The sequence below is a fragment of the Paraburkholderia sp. RL17-381-BIF-C genome, from assembly GCF_046026435.1.
Classification (GTDB): Bacteria; Pseudomonadota; Gammaproteobacteria; order Burkholderiales; family Burkholderiaceae; genus Paraburkholderia.
The window spans coordinates 104,327-122,737 of record NZ_JARESX010000006.1 but is presented as its reverse complement, the minus strand read 5'-3'; the positions used below and the strand labels follow the sequence as shown (position 1 = coordinate 122,737).

At 62.3% G+C, this 18,411-nt stretch carries 13 protein-coding genes; 6 read left to right on the top strand and 7 right to left on the bottom strand.

Features of this window, described 5'->3' with window-relative positions:
* The first annotated feature begins 173 nt into the window (after positions 1–173).
* Positions 174–1,403 carry an MFS transporter gene (locus P0D70_RS06640; protein WP_408183837.1) on the top strand — a complete coding sequence of 410 codons (1,230 nt, stop codon included), beginning with the start codon at positions 174–176 and terminating at the stop codon, positions 1,401–1,403.
* Positions 1,404–1,421: 18 nt separating this feature from the next.
* Here the strand turns inward: P0D70_RS06640 and pstS (P0D70_RS06635) are convergent, their stop codons facing one another.
* Complete coding sequence (gene pstS, locus P0D70_RS06635) at positions 1,422–2,456, bottom strand: phosphate ABC transporter substrate-binding protein PstS (RefSeq protein WP_408183835.1); 1,035 nt, start codon at positions 2,454–2,456, stop codon at positions 1,422–1,424.
* Between the two features lie 269 nt (positions 2,457–2,725).
* Between pstS (P0D70_RS06635) and P0D70_RS06630 the strand changes: the two genes are divergently transcribed.
* Positions 2,726–3,676 carry a CHAD domain-containing protein gene (locus P0D70_RS06630; RefSeq protein WP_408183729.1) on the top strand — a complete coding sequence of 317 codons (951 nt, stop codon included), beginning with the start codon at positions 2,726–2,728 and terminating at the stop codon, positions 3,674–3,676.
* A 61-nt stretch (positions 3,677–3,737) separates the two neighbouring features.
* On the opposite strand, the gene P0D70_RS06625 is transcribed toward P0D70_RS06630, so the two are convergent.
* A complete protein-coding gene (locus P0D70_RS06625) occupies positions 3,738–4,775 on the bottom strand; it encodes a transporter (RefSeq protein ID WP_408183725.1) in 1,038 nt (345 codons plus the stop codon).
* A gap of 308 nt (positions 4,776–5,083) precedes the next feature.
* On the opposite strand from P0D70_RS06625, the gene pstS (P0D70_RS06620) reads away from it, so the two are divergent.
* Entirely contained in the window at positions 5,084–6,109 is a 1,026-nt protein-coding gene (pstS, locus tag P0D70_RS06620; protein ID WP_408183720.1) for a phosphate ABC transporter substrate-binding protein PstS, read from the top strand.
* A gap of 59 nt (positions 6,110–6,168) precedes the next feature.
* Here pstS (P0D70_RS06620) and P0D70_RS06615 read toward each other — a convergent pair whose 3' ends face one another.
* Positions 6,169–8,742 (bottom strand): DNA-binding protein, encoded by a 2,574-nt coding sequence (locus tag P0D70_RS06615; RefSeq protein ID WP_408183717.1) that lies wholly within the window; start codon positions 8,740–8,742, stop codon positions 6,169–6,171.
* 364 nt (positions 8,743–9,106) lie between these two features.
* On the opposite strand from P0D70_RS06615, the gene P0D70_RS06610 reads away from it, so the two are divergent.
* Positions 9,107–9,763: an arylsulfatase gene (locus P0D70_RS06610; protein WP_408183714.1), complete on the top strand. Its 657-nt coding sequence runs from the start codon at positions 9,107–9,109 to the stop codon at positions 9,761–9,763.
* A gap of 378 nt (positions 9,764–10,141) precedes the next feature.
* Positions 10,142–10,774 (top strand): helix-turn-helix domain-containing protein, encoded by a 633-nt coding sequence (locus P0D70_RS06605; RefSeq protein WP_408183711.1) that lies wholly within the window; start codon positions 10,142–10,144, stop codon positions 10,772–10,774.
* A gap of 31 nt (positions 10,775–10,805) precedes the next feature.
* Here P0D70_RS06605 and P0D70_RS06600 read toward each other — a convergent pair whose 3' ends face one another.
* Together P0D70_RS06600 and P0D70_RS06595 are read right to left on the bottom strand one after the other, a co-directional pair.
* Positions 10,806–13,805 (bottom strand): FAD-binding and (Fe-S)-binding domain-containing protein, encoded by a 3,000-nt coding sequence (locus P0D70_RS06600; protein ID WP_408183709.1) that lies wholly within the window; start codon positions 13,803–13,805, stop codon positions 10,806–10,808.
* Positions 13,806–13,845: 40 nt separating this feature from the next.
* Positions 13,846–14,883 (bottom strand): DUF1338 domain-containing protein, encoded by a 1,038-nt coding sequence (locus tag P0D70_RS06595; RefSeq protein ID WP_408183707.1) that lies wholly within the window; start codon positions 14,881–14,883, stop codon positions 13,846–13,848.
* Between the two features lie 165 nt (positions 14,884–15,048).
* Here P0D70_RS06595 and P0D70_RS06590 point away from each other — a divergent pair, with 165 nt between their 5' ends.
* Positions 15,049–15,981 carry a LysR substrate-binding domain-containing protein gene (locus P0D70_RS06590; RefSeq protein ID WP_408183705.1) on the top strand — a complete coding sequence of 311 codons (933 nt, stop codon included), beginning with the start codon at positions 15,049–15,051 and terminating at the stop codon, positions 15,979–15,981.
* Positions 15,982–16,000: 19 nt separating this feature from the next.
* Here P0D70_RS06590 and hppD read toward each other — a convergent pair whose 3' ends face one another.
* Positions 16,001–17,134 (bottom strand): 4-hydroxyphenylpyruvate dioxygenase, encoded by a 1,134-nt coding sequence (hppD, locus tag P0D70_RS06585; protein WP_408183703.1) that lies wholly within the window; start codon positions 17,132–17,134, stop codon positions 16,001–16,003.
* Between the two features lie 259 nt (positions 17,135–17,393).
* On the bottom strand, positions 17,394–18,389 hold the full coding sequence (gene pcaQ / locus P0D70_RS06580; RefSeq protein ID WP_408183701.1) for a pca operon transcription factor PcaQ: 996 nt from the start codon (positions 18,387–18,389) through the stop codon (positions 17,394–17,396).
* Positions 18,390–18,411: the final 22 nt, after the last annotated feature.

Sequence of the window (18,411 nt, the reverse complement as noted above, 5' to 3'; positions counted from 1 at the left end):
GGCATCCCTCACTCGAACTGGGAGAACCCCATGATCCCGACACACGGACCCCGCAAGGACTGCGCACCCGTGAACGAACTCGCCGAAGCAGAGGCTCGGCTGTACGCACATTCGGTGTTGGAGAAGACGATATGAGCGCGCGTCCCAATCTCGCTTTGGAAGCCGCGGCTGACATGCGCGGCCTCGACTATTCGGCGCGACACGAGCGTTACTGGCGCCGTAATCTGGCCGTGTGCGTGTTCGGCTCATTCACCACGCTCGTCAGCCTGAGCATGCTGCTGCCGTTTTTGCCCATTTACGTCCAGCAACTCGGCGTGCAGTCGCAGTCCGCCGTCATTCAATGGTCGGGGATCGCGTTCGGCGCCACGTTTCTCGGTACGGCCGTCACCGCGCCCTTGTGGGGACGCCTCGCCGATCGCTATGGCCGCAAGCCGATGCTGGTGCGCGCGGCCGTCGGCATGGCGGTGGTGATGTCGTTGATCGGCATCGCGCACAACGTGCACGAACTCGTCGGCCTGCGCTTGCTGGCTGGACTCGTGGGCGGCTATTCGTCGGCTTCGACGGTAATGGTTGGCACGCAGGCTCCGAAAGCGCGCGCCGGTTGGGCGCTGGGCGTGCTCTCGACCGGTGCGCTCGCCGGCAATCTGATCGGGCCGCTCGTCGGCGGTTTTCTGCCGGGATGGCTCGGCATTCGCGGCACGTTCTTCGCAGGCGGCGCCATGATCGCGGTGGCCGCTTTGCTGACGATTTTCGTCGTCAAGGAAGATTTCGACCCGGCCACGCATTCAAGCCGGCGAGCCGCGGAACATGCGCCGGCGAGCACGCATCGCAACGACTATCCAGTGGTCGCCGCATTGCTGGTCACGGCGATGATGGTGCTGCTCGCCAACATGTCGATCGAGCCGGTCATCACGGTCTATGTCGGCAGTCTCGGCGTGCCGTCGCTTCATCTCGCCCGCGTCGCGGGTGTCGTGATGGCCTGTTCGGCTTTCGGCAGCATGCTGACGGCCGCGCGCCTCGGCGCGTTGGCCGATCGGATCGGCAGCTGGAACGTGATCGTCGCTTGCCTGGTGCTGACCGGTCTCGTGATGGTTCCGCAAGCGTTCGTTCACGCGTGGTGGCAACTGGCCGGATTGCGCGCGCTGATGGGCATGACGTTAGCCGGCCTCCTGCCTGCGATTGCGAAACTGGCGCGCCACGCAGTGGAAGAACACAAGACCGGTCAGATGCTCGGTTATCTGCAGTCGGCGCAATTCAGCGGACAGGTGGTCGGTCCGATCATCGGCGGCGCGATCGCTGTTCATCTCGGGCTGCATGCCGTGTTCTTCGTGACCGGTTCATTGCTGGTGGCGTGCGCCGCGCTCGCACACTGGGCGCGTACCCGTCAGCGCGCGGTGCTTTGATCGGGGCGATCGCCCACGTCATTGACCTGCGACGGCTCCGCCCGACGGATTCCTGACCCTTGCGTGCAACTGCGCGCGAACCTCGTTCCCCACCGCTGGCGGCAGCGGGATATAGTCCAGGTCCTCTGCGGCCTGGTCGCCGTTGGTTAGCGCCCAGTCCAGGAATTTCAGCGTTGCCTCACCGCGTTCCGGTTTGTTCAGCGTGCCATGTAGCAACACATACGTCGCGCCGACGACAGGCCACGCGTTCGCGCCCGGTTCATTGGTCAGCATTGGAACGAGAGATCTGGACCAGTCCGCGCTCGCGGCAGCGGCCTTGAATGTCTCGGGTCCCGGCTGAACCACGGTACCCGCGGCATTTTCCATGGCCGTGTACGACATATGATTCTGCTTCGTAAAATCCCATGCAACGTAGCCGATTGCGCCTGGCAGATGTTGCACGAAAGCGGCGACCCCTTCATTGCCTCTTCCGCCTATGCCGCGCGGCCAGCGCACTGAACTTCCCTCACCGACCCTGCTCTTCCACTCGGGGTTGACCTGCGCCAGATAATGCGTCCAGATCAGTGAGGTCCCGGAACCGTCGAGGCGACGCACAACGGCGATTGGCGCGTCAGGCAGCTTGAGCCCGGGATTGATGGCAGCAATGGCTGGAGCATTCCAACTGATGATTTTGCCGAGATAGATATCCCCAAGCACACGCCCCGAGAGAACCAGCTCACCGGGCTTGATACCCGGCAGATTGACGACCGGCACGACACCGCCGATCACCATGGGAAACTGGAGCAGGTCATTCCTGGCAAGCTCGTCGTCGCTGAGCGGCGCATCCGATCCGGCGAAATCCACCTGACTCTCCATGATTTCCTTCACCCCTTGGGTCGAGCCGACACCGCGATAGCTCACCGTGCCGCCGCCTGCCCGCTGGTATGCGCTGGCCCATTTCGTATAGATGGGTGCGGCGAAGGTACTGCCAGCGCCGGTGATGTCAGCGCTGTGCGCTGTGACCGACAAGAACGCGCCGATCACACCGGTCAACAGTGTTTGTGTATAACTCACGAAAGACCTCACTTTAGGTTTGTTGTTGAGGCTCATGAAGTGAAGCTCGCCGAGTAACGAAACCAGTTCTCCCCATTACAGGATGCTGAAGCTCAGGAGGCAAATTGAATCGCTCTATCACAGCCGCATTGCTTCCAACGCGATGCCGGCGTGGTTTTGAAAATTGATACGCTGTAGGATTGAAATCGCAGTTTGCAAACCGCCTGACCCGCGCCACCTTACGTTCACCTCACTACCGTCCGCTTCGGGGACTCAATCGATTTGAACCGATGAACTCCACACCACCCATGCGCGACGTTGCTTCTGCAGAAGAGCGGGTTCCGGACGATTCCGGCAAACGCGGCGGGACCGTTTTGCCAGACATGCCGCCGGCCGTGGCCTTCTCGACACTGGTCACGCCAATGGTTGCGCAGGTGGCGCAACGCGTGGGCACTCTATGCGTCAGTGCCGATCCGGAAAGTCTGCACAAACTTCGTGTCGTACTGCGTCGTCTGCGCTCGCTGTGGTGGGCTTACGATCCGCTTATCGACGGATCGCGAGCGAGGCGACAGCGGCGCGAATTCAAGGCGCTGGCCGACTCCGCCGGTCAAACACGTGACTGGGATATCCTGAAACACTTACTGGCAGAGGAGACGGCAATGCCGCGTTCTTTTGCGGCGCTGATCGAAGGTGTCGATTTATTGCGCGGCGATGCGCTCCTGCACAGTCGCGCAACGATCGCCGACGCCAACGTTGAAGCAGTATTGAACCAGGCAATCGCGGGCGTGATGCAGCAACTCGACGCTCGGTCGTTTGACGAGTCGCTTTCGGTATTCGCCGCGAACCGTATTGCAACGGCCAGAAGGGCACTGCGAAAACGGATGAAGCGTTTGCTTAGGGATCCCAATTCCGGATACGCAGAGTTTCACGAGGTCCGAATTTCCGCGAAAAAGGTGCGCTACCTGCTGGAGTTTTTTGCGCCCGTGATCGAGAGCGGAAACGGGATAGGCGTCGTCGAACTCACGCAAATACAGGACGAACTGGGAAAACTCAACGACGTCGTTGCGAGTGAATCGTTGCTTGTTACGCATGCGCTTCGCCTCGGCGAGCGCGGTATTGCAGACGATGCAATCGCGTATCTGAGGGATCTCAAAGGCGATCGCATGCAGAGCGCCGAAGCATTGTTACGCGCGCTCAGCGATAGGCTCGTTGACGAGCGTCCCGGCTTCGGCATCAACTAGCGGTACTGCGCGCAGCGCCACGAACGCAGAAATCGGGCGCATTGCTTCCCTCTGGCCTACCCTACCGTTCCTTGCGCCGGCGAAATGCCCACCATCCGGCCAGCCCTGTAAAACCGGCCACGAGCAACACCATCACCCAGAAGCCGTGCCGGTTTTCAGCGAGCGGAATACCACCCACATTCATTCCGAAAAAACCCGCGACGATATTGATCGGCATAGCCAGTACCGTCACCAATGTCAGCGTGAAGAGCGTGCGATTGTTCTGCTCTTCCAGACGGGAAATGATCTCCTCCTGCAACAGCCTGACCCGTTCGATCAGACCGGCCACATCCGAGAGAACCACCGAAAACTCCTCGGTCGACTCGCGCAGATCCTGCACGTCATCTGAATGAAGCCAGCGCGGCGGTCTCGCCAGCAGCCGGAAGATCGCGCCAGGTTCAGGCGCGAGCATGCGTTGCAAACGCGTCAGCATACGACGCATCGCGCCTAGATCGATGCGGTTCTGCGTCGGCCGTTGCGACAGGAATCGATCCTCTATCCGGTCAACGTCGGCGCTGGTTCGGCGCACGATCTGCACGAGCAGGTCGGCCTGGTCGCGCATCAGGTGAACCAGCAATTCCGCCGGAGACCTGAAAAGCTCGCCTTCCCGAACCGACGCGCGCAATCTGTCGACCGAACGCAGTGGCTTCAGACGCGCGGTCACGATAATCCGCTGGTTCGCGTAAATCCACAGCGTCGCTATTTCGGAGGGAATGAACTCGAGATTGAACATGACGTCGTTGACGACCGCGCGCAGCGCGCCGTCCGCATGCTCGATACGCGTCGAGTGCGAGCCTTCGCGCAACGCGTCGAAAAAAGTCTCGGGTAGATCGAGTTGCGCTCTCATCCAGCGTTCGCTCGCACTATGCGCCAGATTGAAGTGAAGCCAAAGAAACTCGCTCCCTTCTCTTGCGGTGCCGTTCGCGTCGTGCGCCTGTAACCATTCGACGACTTCATCCGCGTCGACGGGCCGGCCGGCATGAGTCGAAGAAAAGAGAAAGCCACAGACCATGCCGGATGAGTCGGCGCCGTAGGTTTGCAGTAGCAGGTCAGATTTCATAGGTCATTCAGCATTTGCTTCTCATGCGGGTTTGGCATATCCAGTAATTGCCGGCCGATAGTGGAAGCGTAACGATCGCCAACCGATACCGCCCTCAGGCGTCGCACGGATTGAACTGGATGCAAAGGCCCGAGCATATCGCGACCCATCAAAAGAAGGTTAACGTGGTCGTTCTCGCTTGATCGACCTGGATGATCCTTATAATTCCGCAGTCGAATCATTTAACCTGAACGGTCACGAGAACGTCATATTTCAGCCTTAAGTTGCAGCCCATCGAAGGCGACCTCATCGCCACAAGGAGTCTCGACATGAAACTCAAGCAACTTACGCTGTTTCTGTGTGCGCTGTGTGCCAGCGCCGCGCACGCCGCCGACATAACCGGCGCCGGCAGTACTTTCGCCGCGCCGATTTACACGAAATGGGCCGATGCCTATCAGAAAACAGGCGGCGGCAAGGTCAACTATCAGGGCATTGGTTCGTCGGGCGGTATCAAGCAGATCATCGCGAAGACCGTGGATTTCGCCGGTTCGGACGCGCCGCTGAAAGACGACGAATTGGCCAGGAACGGCCTGTTCCAGTTCCCCACGGTGGTCGGCGGCGTGGTGCCGGCGATCAACGTGCCGGGTCTGAAGGCCGGCGAACTGGTGCTGTCGGGTCAAGTGGTCGGCGACATCTATCTGGGCAAGATCAAGAAGTGGAACGATCCCGCGATCGTCGCGCTGAACCCGAAAATCAAACTCCCTGATACCGACGTCGCGGTGGTGCGCCGCGCCGACGGCTCAGGCACGAGTTTCATCTGGACGAACTACCTCTCCAAGGTGAACCCGGAGTGGAAAGCGAAAGTGGGCGAAGGCGCTACGGTGAACTGGCCGACCGGTACCGGCGGCAAGGGCAACGACGGCGTGGCCGCATTCGTGCAGCGTTTGCCGGGCGCGATCGGCTACGTCGAGTGGGCCTATGCGAAGCAGAACCACATGACCTACGCCGCGCTGAAAAATGCATCGGGGACTGTGGTCGAGCCGTCGACCGACACATTCAAGGCGGCAGCGGCGGGCGCCGATTGGTCGAAGTCGTTCTATCAGATCCTGACGAACGAGCCGGGCAAGAACGCGTGGCCCGTGGTCGGCGCGACGTTCGTGCTATTGCATACGACGCAGGACAAAGCACCGCAAGGCGCGGAAACGCTGAAGTTTTTCGATTGGGCATTCAAGAACGGCGGCAAGGCAGCCGACGATCTCGACTATATTTCGCTGCCCGAGTCCGTGACGGCCGAAATCCGCTCGCAGTGGAAACAGAAGGTCAAGGACGCGTCAGGCAAGCCTGTCGCGCCCTAGGCTGCGGATAAATTCGGCGCGCGCCGTTCATCAACACGCAACCGCCCATTCGGCGCCCGTCAGGTCACGACCTTCGACATCACCGCCGTGGCCGGGTCATAGCGGTAGCCCTTTTGCGCGAGCTGGTGGCTCATCGTCGAGCTGATCAGCTTCTGCTGCGTCTCTCTGGCGATCAACTCGTGATCCGGCTTGAGGCGCTCCAGTTCGGATGAAAGCCGTCTGACGAGCGCCACCTCACCGGTGCTGCGTGCGTCGATGAACAAGATCCTCTCGCTTGCCAGACCAAGCCGCTGTTTGAGGTCTTTCGCGTGGGCGACCCATTGTTCCGCCGTGCCGCGAAGCTCGCTGAGCGCCTTTGCATGAGCTTTGGCTTGCGCTGATATCTGGCGTTGCAACGCCGCGATCTCCTCCGCGCCCTCGGCCTCGTCGGTTCGAGCTTGTTGTGCAATGGCTTCGGCTTGCGCGGCCAGCCGTTGTTCCAGTTGCGCAACCTGCTGTTCGGCGGCCTCTGCGCGGTCTCTCGCGGCAGACGCATCCTGCGATAGCCGAGCCAGGTCGGCGCTCGTGGCCACCTTCGCCTCGTTCATGCTCTCGATCTGCCGCCGCGTCTCTTCCAGTTCCAGGGTGACGCGCTGCAGTTCGTTAAGGTGAACCGACATTTCGTCGGCCCGCGCCGCAGCTGCCTGATGCTCCGCTGCCAGCGCGGCGCGAGCTTGCTCCAGTTCGCCCTCCAGCGTTGCGAGTTGTGTGAGGCGCTCGCTTGCCTGCGCCTCGGCGGCTTTCGCGTGCGCCAAGGCCGCGTCCAGCTCCGTCGACAACTTTGCCGCTTCTTCCGTTTTGGCTTGATGGGCATCGTTCAAACTGAGGAACTGCTGCTGCGCCTGGTCGCGTTCCTGAGTGGCGCGCGCTATTTCTTCGTTCTTGCTCGACACAGTTGCGGACAACTCCGCTCGCGCCTTGCGCTCTTCGTCCAGCAATGCCGTCGTGGCTTGCTGATCGGCAGCGTGTGCCGTTTCGCGCTGCGTGAGTTCTTCAACACGTGCCTGTGCCGCTTGCGCAAGTGACGTCGCCGCGTTCAGTTCGTCGGCGAGTCGCGTCACTTCTTCTGACTTTGCCTGATGGGCGTCACGCAGAGTGGCGATCTGCTGCCGCGCCTGCTCGTGCTCCTGAGTGACTCGCGTTATTTCGTCGTTCTTGCCGGAGATGACCGCGTTCAGTTCATCACATGCTTTGCGCTCTTCTTCCAGCGACGCATTGACCGCGGTCAGATTGGCCTGATCCACCGCCGCACGCCGCACGAGTTCTTCTACACGTACCTCGGCTGCCTCGGCGCGTGACGTCGCCGCATTCGCTTCCTGTGACCAGCGCGTCGCTTCCTGCGAGCTTGCCTGATAAGCGGCGTCCAACGTCGCGACCTGCTGCAACGCCTGATCGCGCTCGTGCGTGACTCGCGTTACTTCATCGTTCCTGCTCGAAACAATTGCTGCCAATTCTTCACGAGCCTTGCTTTCGGCTTCGAGCGACGCCGTCGTCGCTTCGAGGCTGGCATCTTGCGACGCTACACGCAGCGCAAGTTCTTCCACGCGCGCTTCCGCGACCTGTGCACGCGACGCAGCCTCGCTTGCCTCTTGCGACCATTGCGCGACTTCTTGCGACTTGGCCTGATAGGCGTCGCGTAGAGTGGCGATTTCCTGCTGAATCTGATCGCGCTCCCGAGTGACGCGCGTGACTTCATCACTCTTGCTTGCTACATCCGCCGACAACTCTTCACGAGCTTTGCGTTCTTCTTCGAGCGATGCGTTCGCCGCTTCCAGGTTGGCGTGGTCCACCGACGCACGCTGCGCGAGTTCTTCAACGCGCGCCTCGGCCGCCTCAGCACGCAATGCGGCCGCGCCTGCCTGCTCCGACCAGCGCGTCGCTTCTTCTGTCTTCGCCTGACAGGCATCGCTCAATGTTGCGATCTCCTGCCGCGCCTGATCTCGCTCCTGAGCGACCTGAGCAACTTCATTGTTCTTGCTCGCGAGCGCCGTGGCCAACTCTTCGCGTGCGAGGCGTTCCTCGTCGAGCAATGCCTTCATGGCCGCCAGATCGGCGTCTTGTGCAGACACACGCTGAGCGAGTTCTTCGACATGAGCTTCAGCTGCCTCCGCCCGGCCCGCAGCGGTTGCGAGTTCCGTTTCGAGGCGCAGAGCGGTACTTTCCGAGGCACTTAGCGCATCCGTCAGCGCGACGACCCGATTGCGCCCCGTTTCGACGTCGTCGATCGTTTTCTGATACTCGGCGAGGGCTTCGTCCCGTTCCGCACGGGCCGCTTCGAGGTCCTGGTTCACTGCAGCCAAACGCTGATTGAAAGCCCGTTCGGCGTCGTGCTGGGATGCCGTCCAGATGCGATCCGCCGCGCTCATCACTGTCTCAGCGAGGCCCTCCGGCAACCCGGGCTGGACCTGCGGTGCCGGCGTTTCGGCCTGCCGCGCTTCGCGCCAGCGCTGCAAGGCCGCGACGATCGACGCAAGCGAACCGCCGCGAACCTCTTTCCAGATCGTCACCGGCGAAACTCTTCTGCCTTCTTCGACCATGCGATCGGCGATGGCGGCGATCTCTTCATCGGTGATTGTGTCTGCGTCCGTGGACATAAGCGCCTCAAGAATCAATGTAACGGGGCGAAAGGTTAAATCTTCAATACGTTACTACGTCTGCGGACGTCCGGCGACGTTCGCGATACAAGGTAAATGACAGGTAGCCTGACGCGGATGGCATCTTATAGCTCAATGACTTTTTCGAATGCGGGGAACAACGGACCATAACGCGGCCAAATCGCCGCGCAACGCCTATCGGAGACGGGTACTAGCGATACTGGTAGAAGCTCCCGCCTTGTTGGCCTGCGGCGACGTTGCAACAATGCAGACGAATCGATTGGCCCGCCCTTGGGCGTGAACGCCACGAACCGGCATCGGCACGATGCATCTGATTCACGCAACTTCACCGAGGCATACGGCAATGCGTATTTCGTTTTTGCACACGATGGACGGGAACCGGCAAGTCTTTGAGCAGGCCGCAAAAGCACTCGGCATGCGTGCTGATGATCTTCACCACGAAGTGAGAGCGGATCTGCGCGAGGCGGTCGGTCTGGCAGGGACGTTCTCACACGAATTGAAAGCCGAGACGAACCGGCGTCTTCTCGCGCTGGCAGCCCATTCCGACGCCGTTATTCTGACTTGCGCCACGCTTGGGGCGGCCGTGGCGGATATCGAGAGTCAACCGGTGCCCATCGTCAGGGCGGATATCGCCCTGGCCGCCGCGGCAGCGGAACTGGGCGGGAAAATCGTCGTGTTATGTGCCGCTGACTCTGCAATCGAATCCACCAGAATGCTGTTTGCGGAGCACATACGCGGAACCGGTGCGTCAGTGGAGGTCGTTCACCTTCCTCAGGTTTGGGCACGGTTCAAAGCGGGTGATCTCGACGGTTGCCTCGCTGCAAGCGCATTGGCCGCGGAAGACGCATACGAGGCCGGCGCAACGGTTGTCGCATTCGCTCATCCGTGGATGGCGCCCGGCGCGGAGCTCGTTCGAAAGGGAAGGCGGCCGCTCGATAGTCCGAGCGCGGCGCTTCGCGCTGCAATGCAACGGTTCGGCGAACACCCGAGCGACGCCTGACCACGAGCGGCACTCAATCAGCCATCACAGGCTTAAGCCCGGAATTGCTTCGCCAATCAAAATAAATCTAAAGGCGAAGCGATTATCTCGCCCGGGATATGAAAGAGACGCGCCGCCGAACTGGTCAGGTGACACCTGCAATGCGCGACCCAGTCTGCACTCGCCGAAGTTTCCGATGAGAAAAGCACCCGAACGCTTCTCCGCCACCGGTCAACCTCAACAGCGCCGTCACCCAGGCCATGCACAAGCGATCCAGGCATTTTCCGCGGGCGCGGCGGCAGACGTCCCACCGCCTTCCGATCGGGACCCATCGCGCCAAATGTTATTATCGGAAACAACACCGTCCCCTCAAAGCGTGCATTCGAAGCATCAAGCCCTATGGACACCCATCTCGCCAAATCCGCCGACCCGTCCACCACCGACCTCGGCCGCCGCGTCCGCGCCGCCCGCCAGGCGCAGGACCTGACGCTGGAAACCGCCAGCCGCCTCTGCGGCGTTTCGCGCTCGACGCTCTCCAAGGTCGAAAACGGCCTGATGTCCCCCACGTTCGATGTTCTGCAGAAGATTGTCCTCGGACTGAAGATCGAGATCGGCGAGCTGTTTGGCTCGACGCCGAAAGTCAGCGCCAGCGGCCGCCGCGCGCTCACCCGCAAGGACGAAGGCCAGCGTCATGCCTATCGCGGCTACCAGATGGAACTGCTTGCCACGGACCTCGCGCACAAAGCGATGCTGCCGTTTCGCATCCGCATCTCCGCGCACACGCTCGACGCCTTCGACGACTGGGGCCGTCACGAAGGCGAGGAATTTCTGTATGTGATCAGCGGCAGCGTGTGCCTGTATTCGGAGCTGTATGCGCCGACGCACCTGAACGCCGGCGACAGCCTCTACTTCGACAGCCGCACCGGCCACGCGGCGGTCTCCACGAGCGAAGAAGACGCCGAAGTATTGTGGATGGCCACCAGCGCCGACATTCCGCACACCCCGCCCGCCACCGAATCGACAAAGAAGTGACGCACGGATCCACACCGCGCAGCAACGCGGCCTAACGAGCCGCCAACGCCCGCTGCGCGAGTTGCGCAATATGCATTGCGTGACGCCCCGTGCCTTGCTCGATCTGTTCGCGGCAACTGAAGCCATTGGTCAGCACGATCGTGTCCGCGGCCGCCTCGCGCACCGCCGGAAATAGTCTGTCTTCGCCGATCTTTTCGGAAAGCGCGTGGTGCTCTGCGTTGAAGCCGAACGATCCCGCCATGCCGCAGCATCCTGTATCGAGAAGCTTCCATTTCACGCCGAGCTTGTTCAGCAACGCCGTGTCGCCCTGCATGCCGAACAGCGCCTTTTGATGACAATGCCCGTGCACGATCACGTCGGCGGTCAGCGTCGGCCAATCGAACGGCTGCCGCGCGACAAAATCGGAGAACAGGAACGTCTGCGCGGAGAGCTTCTTCGCTAACGCATGACCGGGCAGTTGCTTCAGCAATTCGTCCTTGAATACCGACAAACAGCCCGGTTCGAGACCGACCAGCGGCACGCCCGCGGCGATATCGTCCGCGAGGTCGTCAAGGATGTGCGCGAGAAGTTCGCGCGCACGTTCGAGCAGGCCAAAGTCATAGAGTGGACGCCCGCAGCACAGCCGGTTCTTCGGCAACACGACGTGCCAGCCCAACTGCTTTAAAACGTCGGCGGCGGCTTCAGCGACCTCGGGCGTGAAGTGATCGTTGAAAGTATCGACCCACAGAATGACCTTTTTCGCTTCGCCGCGAGAGGCGGACGCTGTTTGCGGCGAACGCCGTGCGATCTGCCTGTAAGTGGCGCCTGCGAACGGTGGCAGTTCGCGCGCTTGCGCCACGCCTGCCACCCACTTGCCGAACGAAGCCAAGCCCGGCGCCGACGTCATGAAGTTCGTCAAACGCGGGAAGCGCGCCGCCCACGGCGCCCATTCACCGATGCGCCCCATGAACAGCGCCTGCCGTGGCCGTCGATTCGTCTCGTAGTAATGTGAAAGAAATTCGGCTTTGTATGAAGCCATATCCGTATGCGTCGGGCAATCGGATTTGCAGCCCTTGCACGCAAGGCATGTATCCAGCGCTTCTTTCACTTCGCGGCTTTGCCAGCCATCGACGATCACGTCGCCTTGCAGCATTTCCCAGAACAGATGCGCACGGCCACGGGTCGAATATTTCTCTTCGCGGGTCGCGCGATAACTTGGGCACATCGTGCCGCCTTCAAGCGAACGGCATTTGCCCATGCCGATGCATCGCTCGATCTCGCGCTGAAAGCCGTAGCCTTCCGGGCTTGAAAAGGTGAGCCTGGTTTGCAGCGAGACAGGTTGATAGGCGGGACCCATGCGCAGATTCTCGTCGGCGCGATACGCATGCACGACCTTGCCCGGATTCAGACGATTGGCCGGATCCCAGATCGCCTTGAACTGTTCCATTGCCTGCATCAGCTCGGCGCCGTACATGATCGGCAGAAACTCGGCTTTGGCCTGGCCGTCGCCGTGTTCGCCCGAGAGCGAGCCGCCGAATTCGACCACCAGCTCGGCCGCTTCGCGCAGAAACTTGCGCCACGTCGAGATACCTTCCGCGCTGCGCAGATCGAACGTGATGCGCGCATGCACGCAGCCATCGCCGAAATGACCATAGAGGCTCGTCTCGTAGCCGTAGCGATCCACTAGCGACTGGAACGCGCGCAAATAATCGCCGAGACGCAGCGGATCGACCGCCGCATCTTCCCAGCCGACCACCGGATCAGGCGTGCCGGAATCGACAGACAACGCCACCGCCGAGGCGCCGGTCTCACGAATCGACCATACCTTGGCCTGTAATGCGCGATCTTCGACGAGCATCGCCGAGACATTCGGCCCCGCCTCGCCCGAGCGAAAATAGGTGGCAGCGGCTTGCGCTTGTAGCATCACCGCCTCTTGCGTGTCCGCGCCGAATTCGAGCACGACCCACGCATCGCCTTCGGGCAGCAACGCGATCTCGTCCTTCTTCAACCCGCGCGCCTCCAGCCCGCGAATGATCGCGCGGTCGAGTCCTTCGATAGCGATCGGCCCGCAGCGCATGAAATGCGGCACGGCATCCGCGGCCGTGTAGATATCCGTGAAGCCGACCACCACGATCACGCGCTTCGCAGGACTCTTCACGAGGCGCACTTTCGCCTGCAATGTCACCGCGCAGGTGCCCTCGGTGCCGACCAGGGCACGCGCCACGTTGAAGCCGTTTTCCGGCAGCAGTTGATCGAGGTTGAAACCCGACACGCGCCGTTTGATCTGCGGGAATTTCGCGCGGATCTGGTCAGCGTAGGTATCGCGCAACCGTTTCAACGCGGCGTAGATTTCGCCTTGGCGGCCGCCTGCCGCGATGATGCATTCGAGTTCGCTTTCGGATGTCGGACCGACCCAGAAACGCGCGCCGTCGAAGGTCGCGATCTCAAGCGCCTCGACGTTTTCGACGGTCTTGCCGGCCATCACCGAATGCGCGCCGCACGAGTTGTTGCCGATCATGCCGCCGAGCGTGCAGCGGCTGTGTGTAGCCGGATCGGGTGCGAACGTGAGGCCATGCTGTTCGGCGGCATCGCGCAAGGTATCGCAGACCACGCCTGGCTCGACGATCGCGACGCGCGCGACCGGATCGACCGACACGACACGGTTCACATATTTGCTTGCGTCGACCACCACCGCGACGTTCACGCATTGGCCGTTCTGCGAGGTGCCGCCGCCGCGCGCGAGAAACGGCACGTCGTTGCGACGACAGGCGGCGAGTGTCGCCAATAGATCGTCGACATCGGCGGGCACGACCACGGCGAGCGGCACTTGCCGATAGTTCGACGCATCTGCCGCATACAACGCTTTGGAGCCCTGATCGAAGCGCACTTCGCCGCGCACATGGCTGCGCAAATCGGCTTCGAGCGCCTGCATCACGGCGGCGCTGCCCGCGAAAGGCGTGGCAACACGCGGCGCATTCTTCGGCGCGCGACGGCCGGCGTCGTCCAACCCGTTCAGGCCCGCGCCCTGCTCTTCATCCAATGACGTTCCCACCGCGCTCCCCGTTTCTCGTGCCTGGACCGCCGCCCTGCGCTCAGGCAGCCTGGCTCGCGGTCATCTTGAAGATGCCCTGTGCGTTGCCCGCGTCGAAACGCAGGTCCGTTTCCCAGCGACGCGCGTCCTGATCGAAAGTCCGCTTGCGCGTGATGAACTCGTAGAACGAGCCCGGCACGTCGCGCGTCACCACGCTTGCGTCAGCCGCACGAAACTCGCGCAGCACCGTGTCCGCGCGATACGCTGTCTGAAACACGCGGCCCGAGCGCGAACGCTCCACTTCCGGTTTCATCGGACGGCCCTTGGCCTTCTCGTCGTCGGAGAGTTGAAAGACGTCCGCGACGCGATCGGTGGCGTGGTTGAACGCATTGCCTTCGGTCGCGATCCACGCCATTTCCGGCGATTCCTTCAACAATACTTCGTAATCGGCTTCGCGTGGCGTCTCGTGCTGGCGCGCGAATGCGCCGACGATGACCGGCAGCAGTTCATGGGCCGCCTCGAGCGGCAGCACGCCGTCGCGCTCGAGCTCCCACAACTGGCCGACCGCGCGCGGCGTCAACGGATCGCGCGACTGGCCGATCACGTTGGTCACCGCCTGTTGAAACTCCGCCGAGAACCGCTCGGGATGCAGCTCGCTCACGAAGAACTGGGCGATCTCATCGGGCGCGTCGTCATGCGCCCACGCGCGCCCGGTCATGCCGAGACGATCGAGCGGATACCGTCCGTTGATGCTGAAACCGAGCGGACGCAGAATGCGGGCAAATGCGGCTTCGCCAGTCGGCAGCGCGCCGCTGTGCGGCCAGCGCACCGTGCGCAGCGCGCCGTGGTCGAAGTACACGCTGCCGCCCGCCGCGACCGTCTCTTCCGTGTAGCGGCGGCCATTCGCCGAGCGTGCCAGCAGGTCTTCAAAGAGCGCCATGTTCATCGCCTGCGCGAGTTCGGCGCGCGTGACGATGCCGTCTTCCCATTCGTTGAGGATCTGCGGATGATTCAGCGTCGCAAAGAGCCGGGCGGTTTTGTCGGCGCCGAGCAGCGTCAGCAGCAGTTGTTCGAGATTCGCATTCTTGATGTTTGGCATATCGGTTCTCTAAATGACTCTACGCGCGCTATCTGACGTGCTGGAGTGCCACGCCGGTCGGCGCGCAAGGCACAGAACGGCATGATCAAAGGCGTGATTATTCAAAACGCCAGGGTCGCCGTAAAGAGAGATAAAATCGCCACTTAATGCGTTTTTGGAATCAACGTGCGAAAGTTCAAGATCCCCAACATGGGTGCGCTGCTCGCTTTCGAAGCGGCCGCACGGCACGAGAGCTTCACGCACGCGGCGCGCGAACTCTTCCTGACCGAAAGCGCGGTGTCGCGGCAAATCAACACGCTGGAAAGCAACCTTGGCGTGCGGTTGTTCGTGCGCGTCAAACAGCGCGTGGTGCTGACCAAGGCAGGCAAGGTTTATAGCGCACAGGTGCGGCGCTCGCTGGAACAGCTCGATCGCGACACGCTGTCCATCATCGCGCATGGCAGTGGCGGCGGTTATCTGGAACTGGCTGTTCTGCCGACTTTCGCGTCGCAATGGCTGATTCCGCGGCTCGCGGCATTCAACGCGCAGTATCCGGACGTGCGCGTGAACATGGGCGTGCGAACCGGCACGTTCCCGTTCGCCGAGACCCATTTCGAGGCCGCGATTCATTACGGCAAGCCCACGTGGCCGGGCACGTCGGCGGATTTTCTGTTCAGCGAAGAGGTCGTGCCGGTGTGCGCGGCGAGCCTGCTGAAGCGGCCTGTGCAGAACGCCGCCGATCTTCTCGACTATCCGCTCGTCCACTCCACTACCCGGCCCGACGGCTGGGCAGCATGGTTCGCCAACACGGGCGTCGAGGACAACCGGACCATGCAGGGCGTGCGCTACGAACTCCACACCATGCTGATCAGCGCGGCGGTCGCCGGCCTCGGTATCGCGCTGGTGCCGCGCTTTTTCGTCGACGCGCAGCTCGAACAGCTAGGGCTCGTGATCCCGCTCGATGCCCCCGCGGTCGCCGATTCGGCGTACTACCTCGTCTACCCGACCGAGTTGAGTCACGGCAAGCCGCTGGCGAGTTTCCGCGAGTGGCTGTTGCACGAAGCCGCGGCCTACAGCGCGGTGAATCCCGAGTTGGCAGCCCCTCCCGATACCGATTGACCGCGTATCGGATGAAGCATCACGCGCCGGTTTGTTCGCGCGCTTGGGCCAATGCGCTCAGATTGCCTTCGCCGAAGCCGTGGTGACCCTGGCGCTGCACGATCTCGAAGAAGATTTCGCCGGCTCGGCGGCGCACGAAGGTCTGGAAGAACAGCAGCGGCACGCCGTCGGCGCCGATTTCGCCGTCCACCAGAACGTGCGTGCGCTTGAGCCGCTCGACGTCGAGCCCGTGGCCCGGCAAGCGCGCGTCGAGTTGATCGTAATAGCGCGGCGGCGGTTCGACGAACTCCACGCCGTTCGCGAGCAACTGCTCGACGCACGCGAAAATGTCGTCGGTTGCGAGCGCGATATGCTGCACGCCTTCGCCCGGATGGTCCGGCAGATACTCGTGCATCAGGCTGGTCCGGCGCGTGCCTTCCTCATACAAGGGCACGCGGATCGCGCCGCACGGCGACACCATCACGCGCGATTCCGCCGATACATGCCAGTTGGCGTGCAGCTCGTGAATCTCGCGGAAGTTGAGCAGATCGCGATAGAAGTCGAGCCATTCCTGCATGCGGCCCTCGCCGACCGTTTGCGTCAGATGATCGACGGCGATGAGGCCCGTGCCCGTGTGGCTCAAGTCGGCCTGCGCCGTGTCGATCTCAATGGGCCGGAAGTCGATATCGAAGATCGAGATGTCCCCCAGGCCGCCGCGCTGGCCGCCGCGGCCGCGCCAACGGTCGACGAAATAGATATGCGAGTCGCCTATGCCCTGAATAGCCGGAATCAGCAACTCGCCGGCGCCGGTCTTCTCGCCTTCGAATGCCCATGCGCCGAGTTCGATCGCACGGTCGAAAGCGCGCTGCGCGTCGGCCACACGAATGCCGATCGCGCAGATGCCCGCGCCGTATTCCTCGGCATAGCGCGCGGCGAACGAATCCGGCTCCGCATTGATGAGGAACTGCATCTCGCCCTGGCGATACAGCGTGACGTCTTTGCTGATGTGGCGCGCAATCGCCTTGAAGCCGAGTTTGGTGAAGGTTTCGCCGAGCGCTTGCGGATCGCGCGCGGCGAACTCCACGAATTCGAGGCCGGCGGTGCCGAGCGGATTGTGCTCAGGTGCCGACACGGCGCGCAGCGCGGCGTCTGGAGTGGGCAAGTCGCTGGGCATGGCAATCTCCTTTACAGTCTTTCGACGCTGTTTCCGGCGTTTCCGATGTTCGATGCTGATCTTCGCTGCAAGCCGCCGATGATCCGCATGCGCCGCAGCAACGCGGGCCGCGACGGCTTTTGCACCGTGTTTGTACACCGGCTAGCAGTCCGTTCGCAACCTTCATTTTGTACTGGATAGTTCACAGGGCGCGCAGCGGCTCATCCGGCCGTCCCACCATGCTCGCGCCCGACCACATGCCGACCTGAAGCGGGACGCCCTATTTGCGGCCCCGTTTCCGCACTCCTTTACCCGCTGCCTCGTCAGCCGCCTTGTCCGCATTGGCCACCATGCGCTGCTGCGCAACCTCGCGCACCGCATCGATAAACGCCCGCCCAGCCGGCGACGGCTGCGTGTCCGAGCGCCGGATCAAGCCGACCGGCTCACCGGTGCCGGCAAAGGGCAACGGCAAACGGACCAGCATGCCATGCGCCAGTTCATATTCGACCGCGCTCAGCGGCACGAACCACACCGCGCTGTTCTCCAGCGCCAACGCGCGGCCCGTGGAAACCGACAATACTTCCACGAACGCCGACAAAGGCGGCACGCCCCAAGCGCTCAGCAGACCTTCGGCCGACTGCCGGATCAACGTGCCGAACGGCGGCAACACCACCGGAAATTCTTCAAGCGAGGTGGCCGGCAAACCCGAACCCAGCGCCAACGGATGCCCGGCCCTGACCACCGCGATCAACGGCTCGCTGAACAGTTGCTCGAAACTGAGCCCGACCATCCGCTCGGGATCGGCCAATCGACCGATGGCAAATTCGATCGTGCCCGCTTTCAGGCGCTCGAGCAATTCCGGGTTGGCGCCGGTCGCGAGGCGCACGATCACACGTGGCCAAAGCGCGGCAAACTGCTTCAGCACCGGCGGTATCAAAGCCGCCGCGACGGTCGGCAGAATGCCGATTTCCAGGGTGGCCGCGGCCGCGCCTTCCGCACGCGCGAGCAGATCGACACCCTGCCGCAGCGCGCTCACACAGGCGCTCGCGTGCGGCATGAAGAGCTGGCCCTCGCGGGTCGGCACGGCGCCGTGACGGCCGCGCTCGAACAGCTTCACGCCGAGAATCGCTTCGAGTTCGGCGACCGTCTTGGAAACGGCGGGCTGGGTGATCGACAGGCTGTCGGCGGCCCGCTGGACGCTGCCGAACTGCGCAACGGCCAGAAAGCACTGAAGATGACGGAATTTGACGCGGCTATCCGCGAGACTGCGTTGCATAACGGGAGGTTATACGAAAAGG

Excerpts from the sequence above, each read along its gene's own strand:
- P0D70_RS06640 (WP_408183837.1), top strand. The coding sequence starts at position 174 with ATGCGCGGCCTCGACTATTCGGCGCGACACGAGCGTTACTGGCGCCGT.
- P0D70_RS06630 (WP_408183729.1), top strand. The coding sequence starts at position 2,726 with ATGAACTCCACACCACCCATGCGCGACGTTGCTTCTGCAGAAGAGCGG.
- P0D70_RS06625 (WP_408183725.1), bottom strand. The coding sequence starts at position 4,775 with ATGAAATCTGACCTGCTACTGCAAACCTACGGCGCCGACTCATCCGGC.
- pstS (WP_408183720.1), top strand. The coding sequence starts at position 5,084 with ATGAAACTCAAGCAACTTACGCTGTTTCTGTGTGCGCTGTGTGCCAGC.
- P0D70_RS06615 (WP_408183717.1), bottom strand. The coding sequence starts at position 8,742 with ATGTCCACGGACGCAGACACAATCACCGATGAAGAGATCGCCGCCATC.
- P0D70_RS06610 (WP_408183714.1), top strand. The coding sequence starts at position 9,107 with ATGCGTATTTCGTTTTTGCACACGATGGACGGGAACCGGCAAGTCTTT.
- P0D70_RS06605 (WP_408183711.1), top strand. The coding sequence starts at position 10,142 with ATGGACACCCATCTCGCCAAATCCGCCGACCCGTCCACCACCGACCTC.
- P0D70_RS06595 (WP_408183707.1), bottom strand. The coding sequence starts at position 14,883 with ATGCCAAACATCAAGAATGCGAATCTCGAACAACTGCTGCTGACGCTG.
- hppD (WP_408183703.1), bottom strand. The coding sequence starts at position 17,134 with ATGCCCAGCGACTTGCCCACTCCAGACGCCGCGCTGCGCGCCGTGTCG.
- pcaQ (WP_408183701.1), bottom strand. The coding sequence starts at position 18,389 with ATGCAACGCAGTCTCGCGGATAGCCGCGTCAAATTCCGTCATCTTCAG.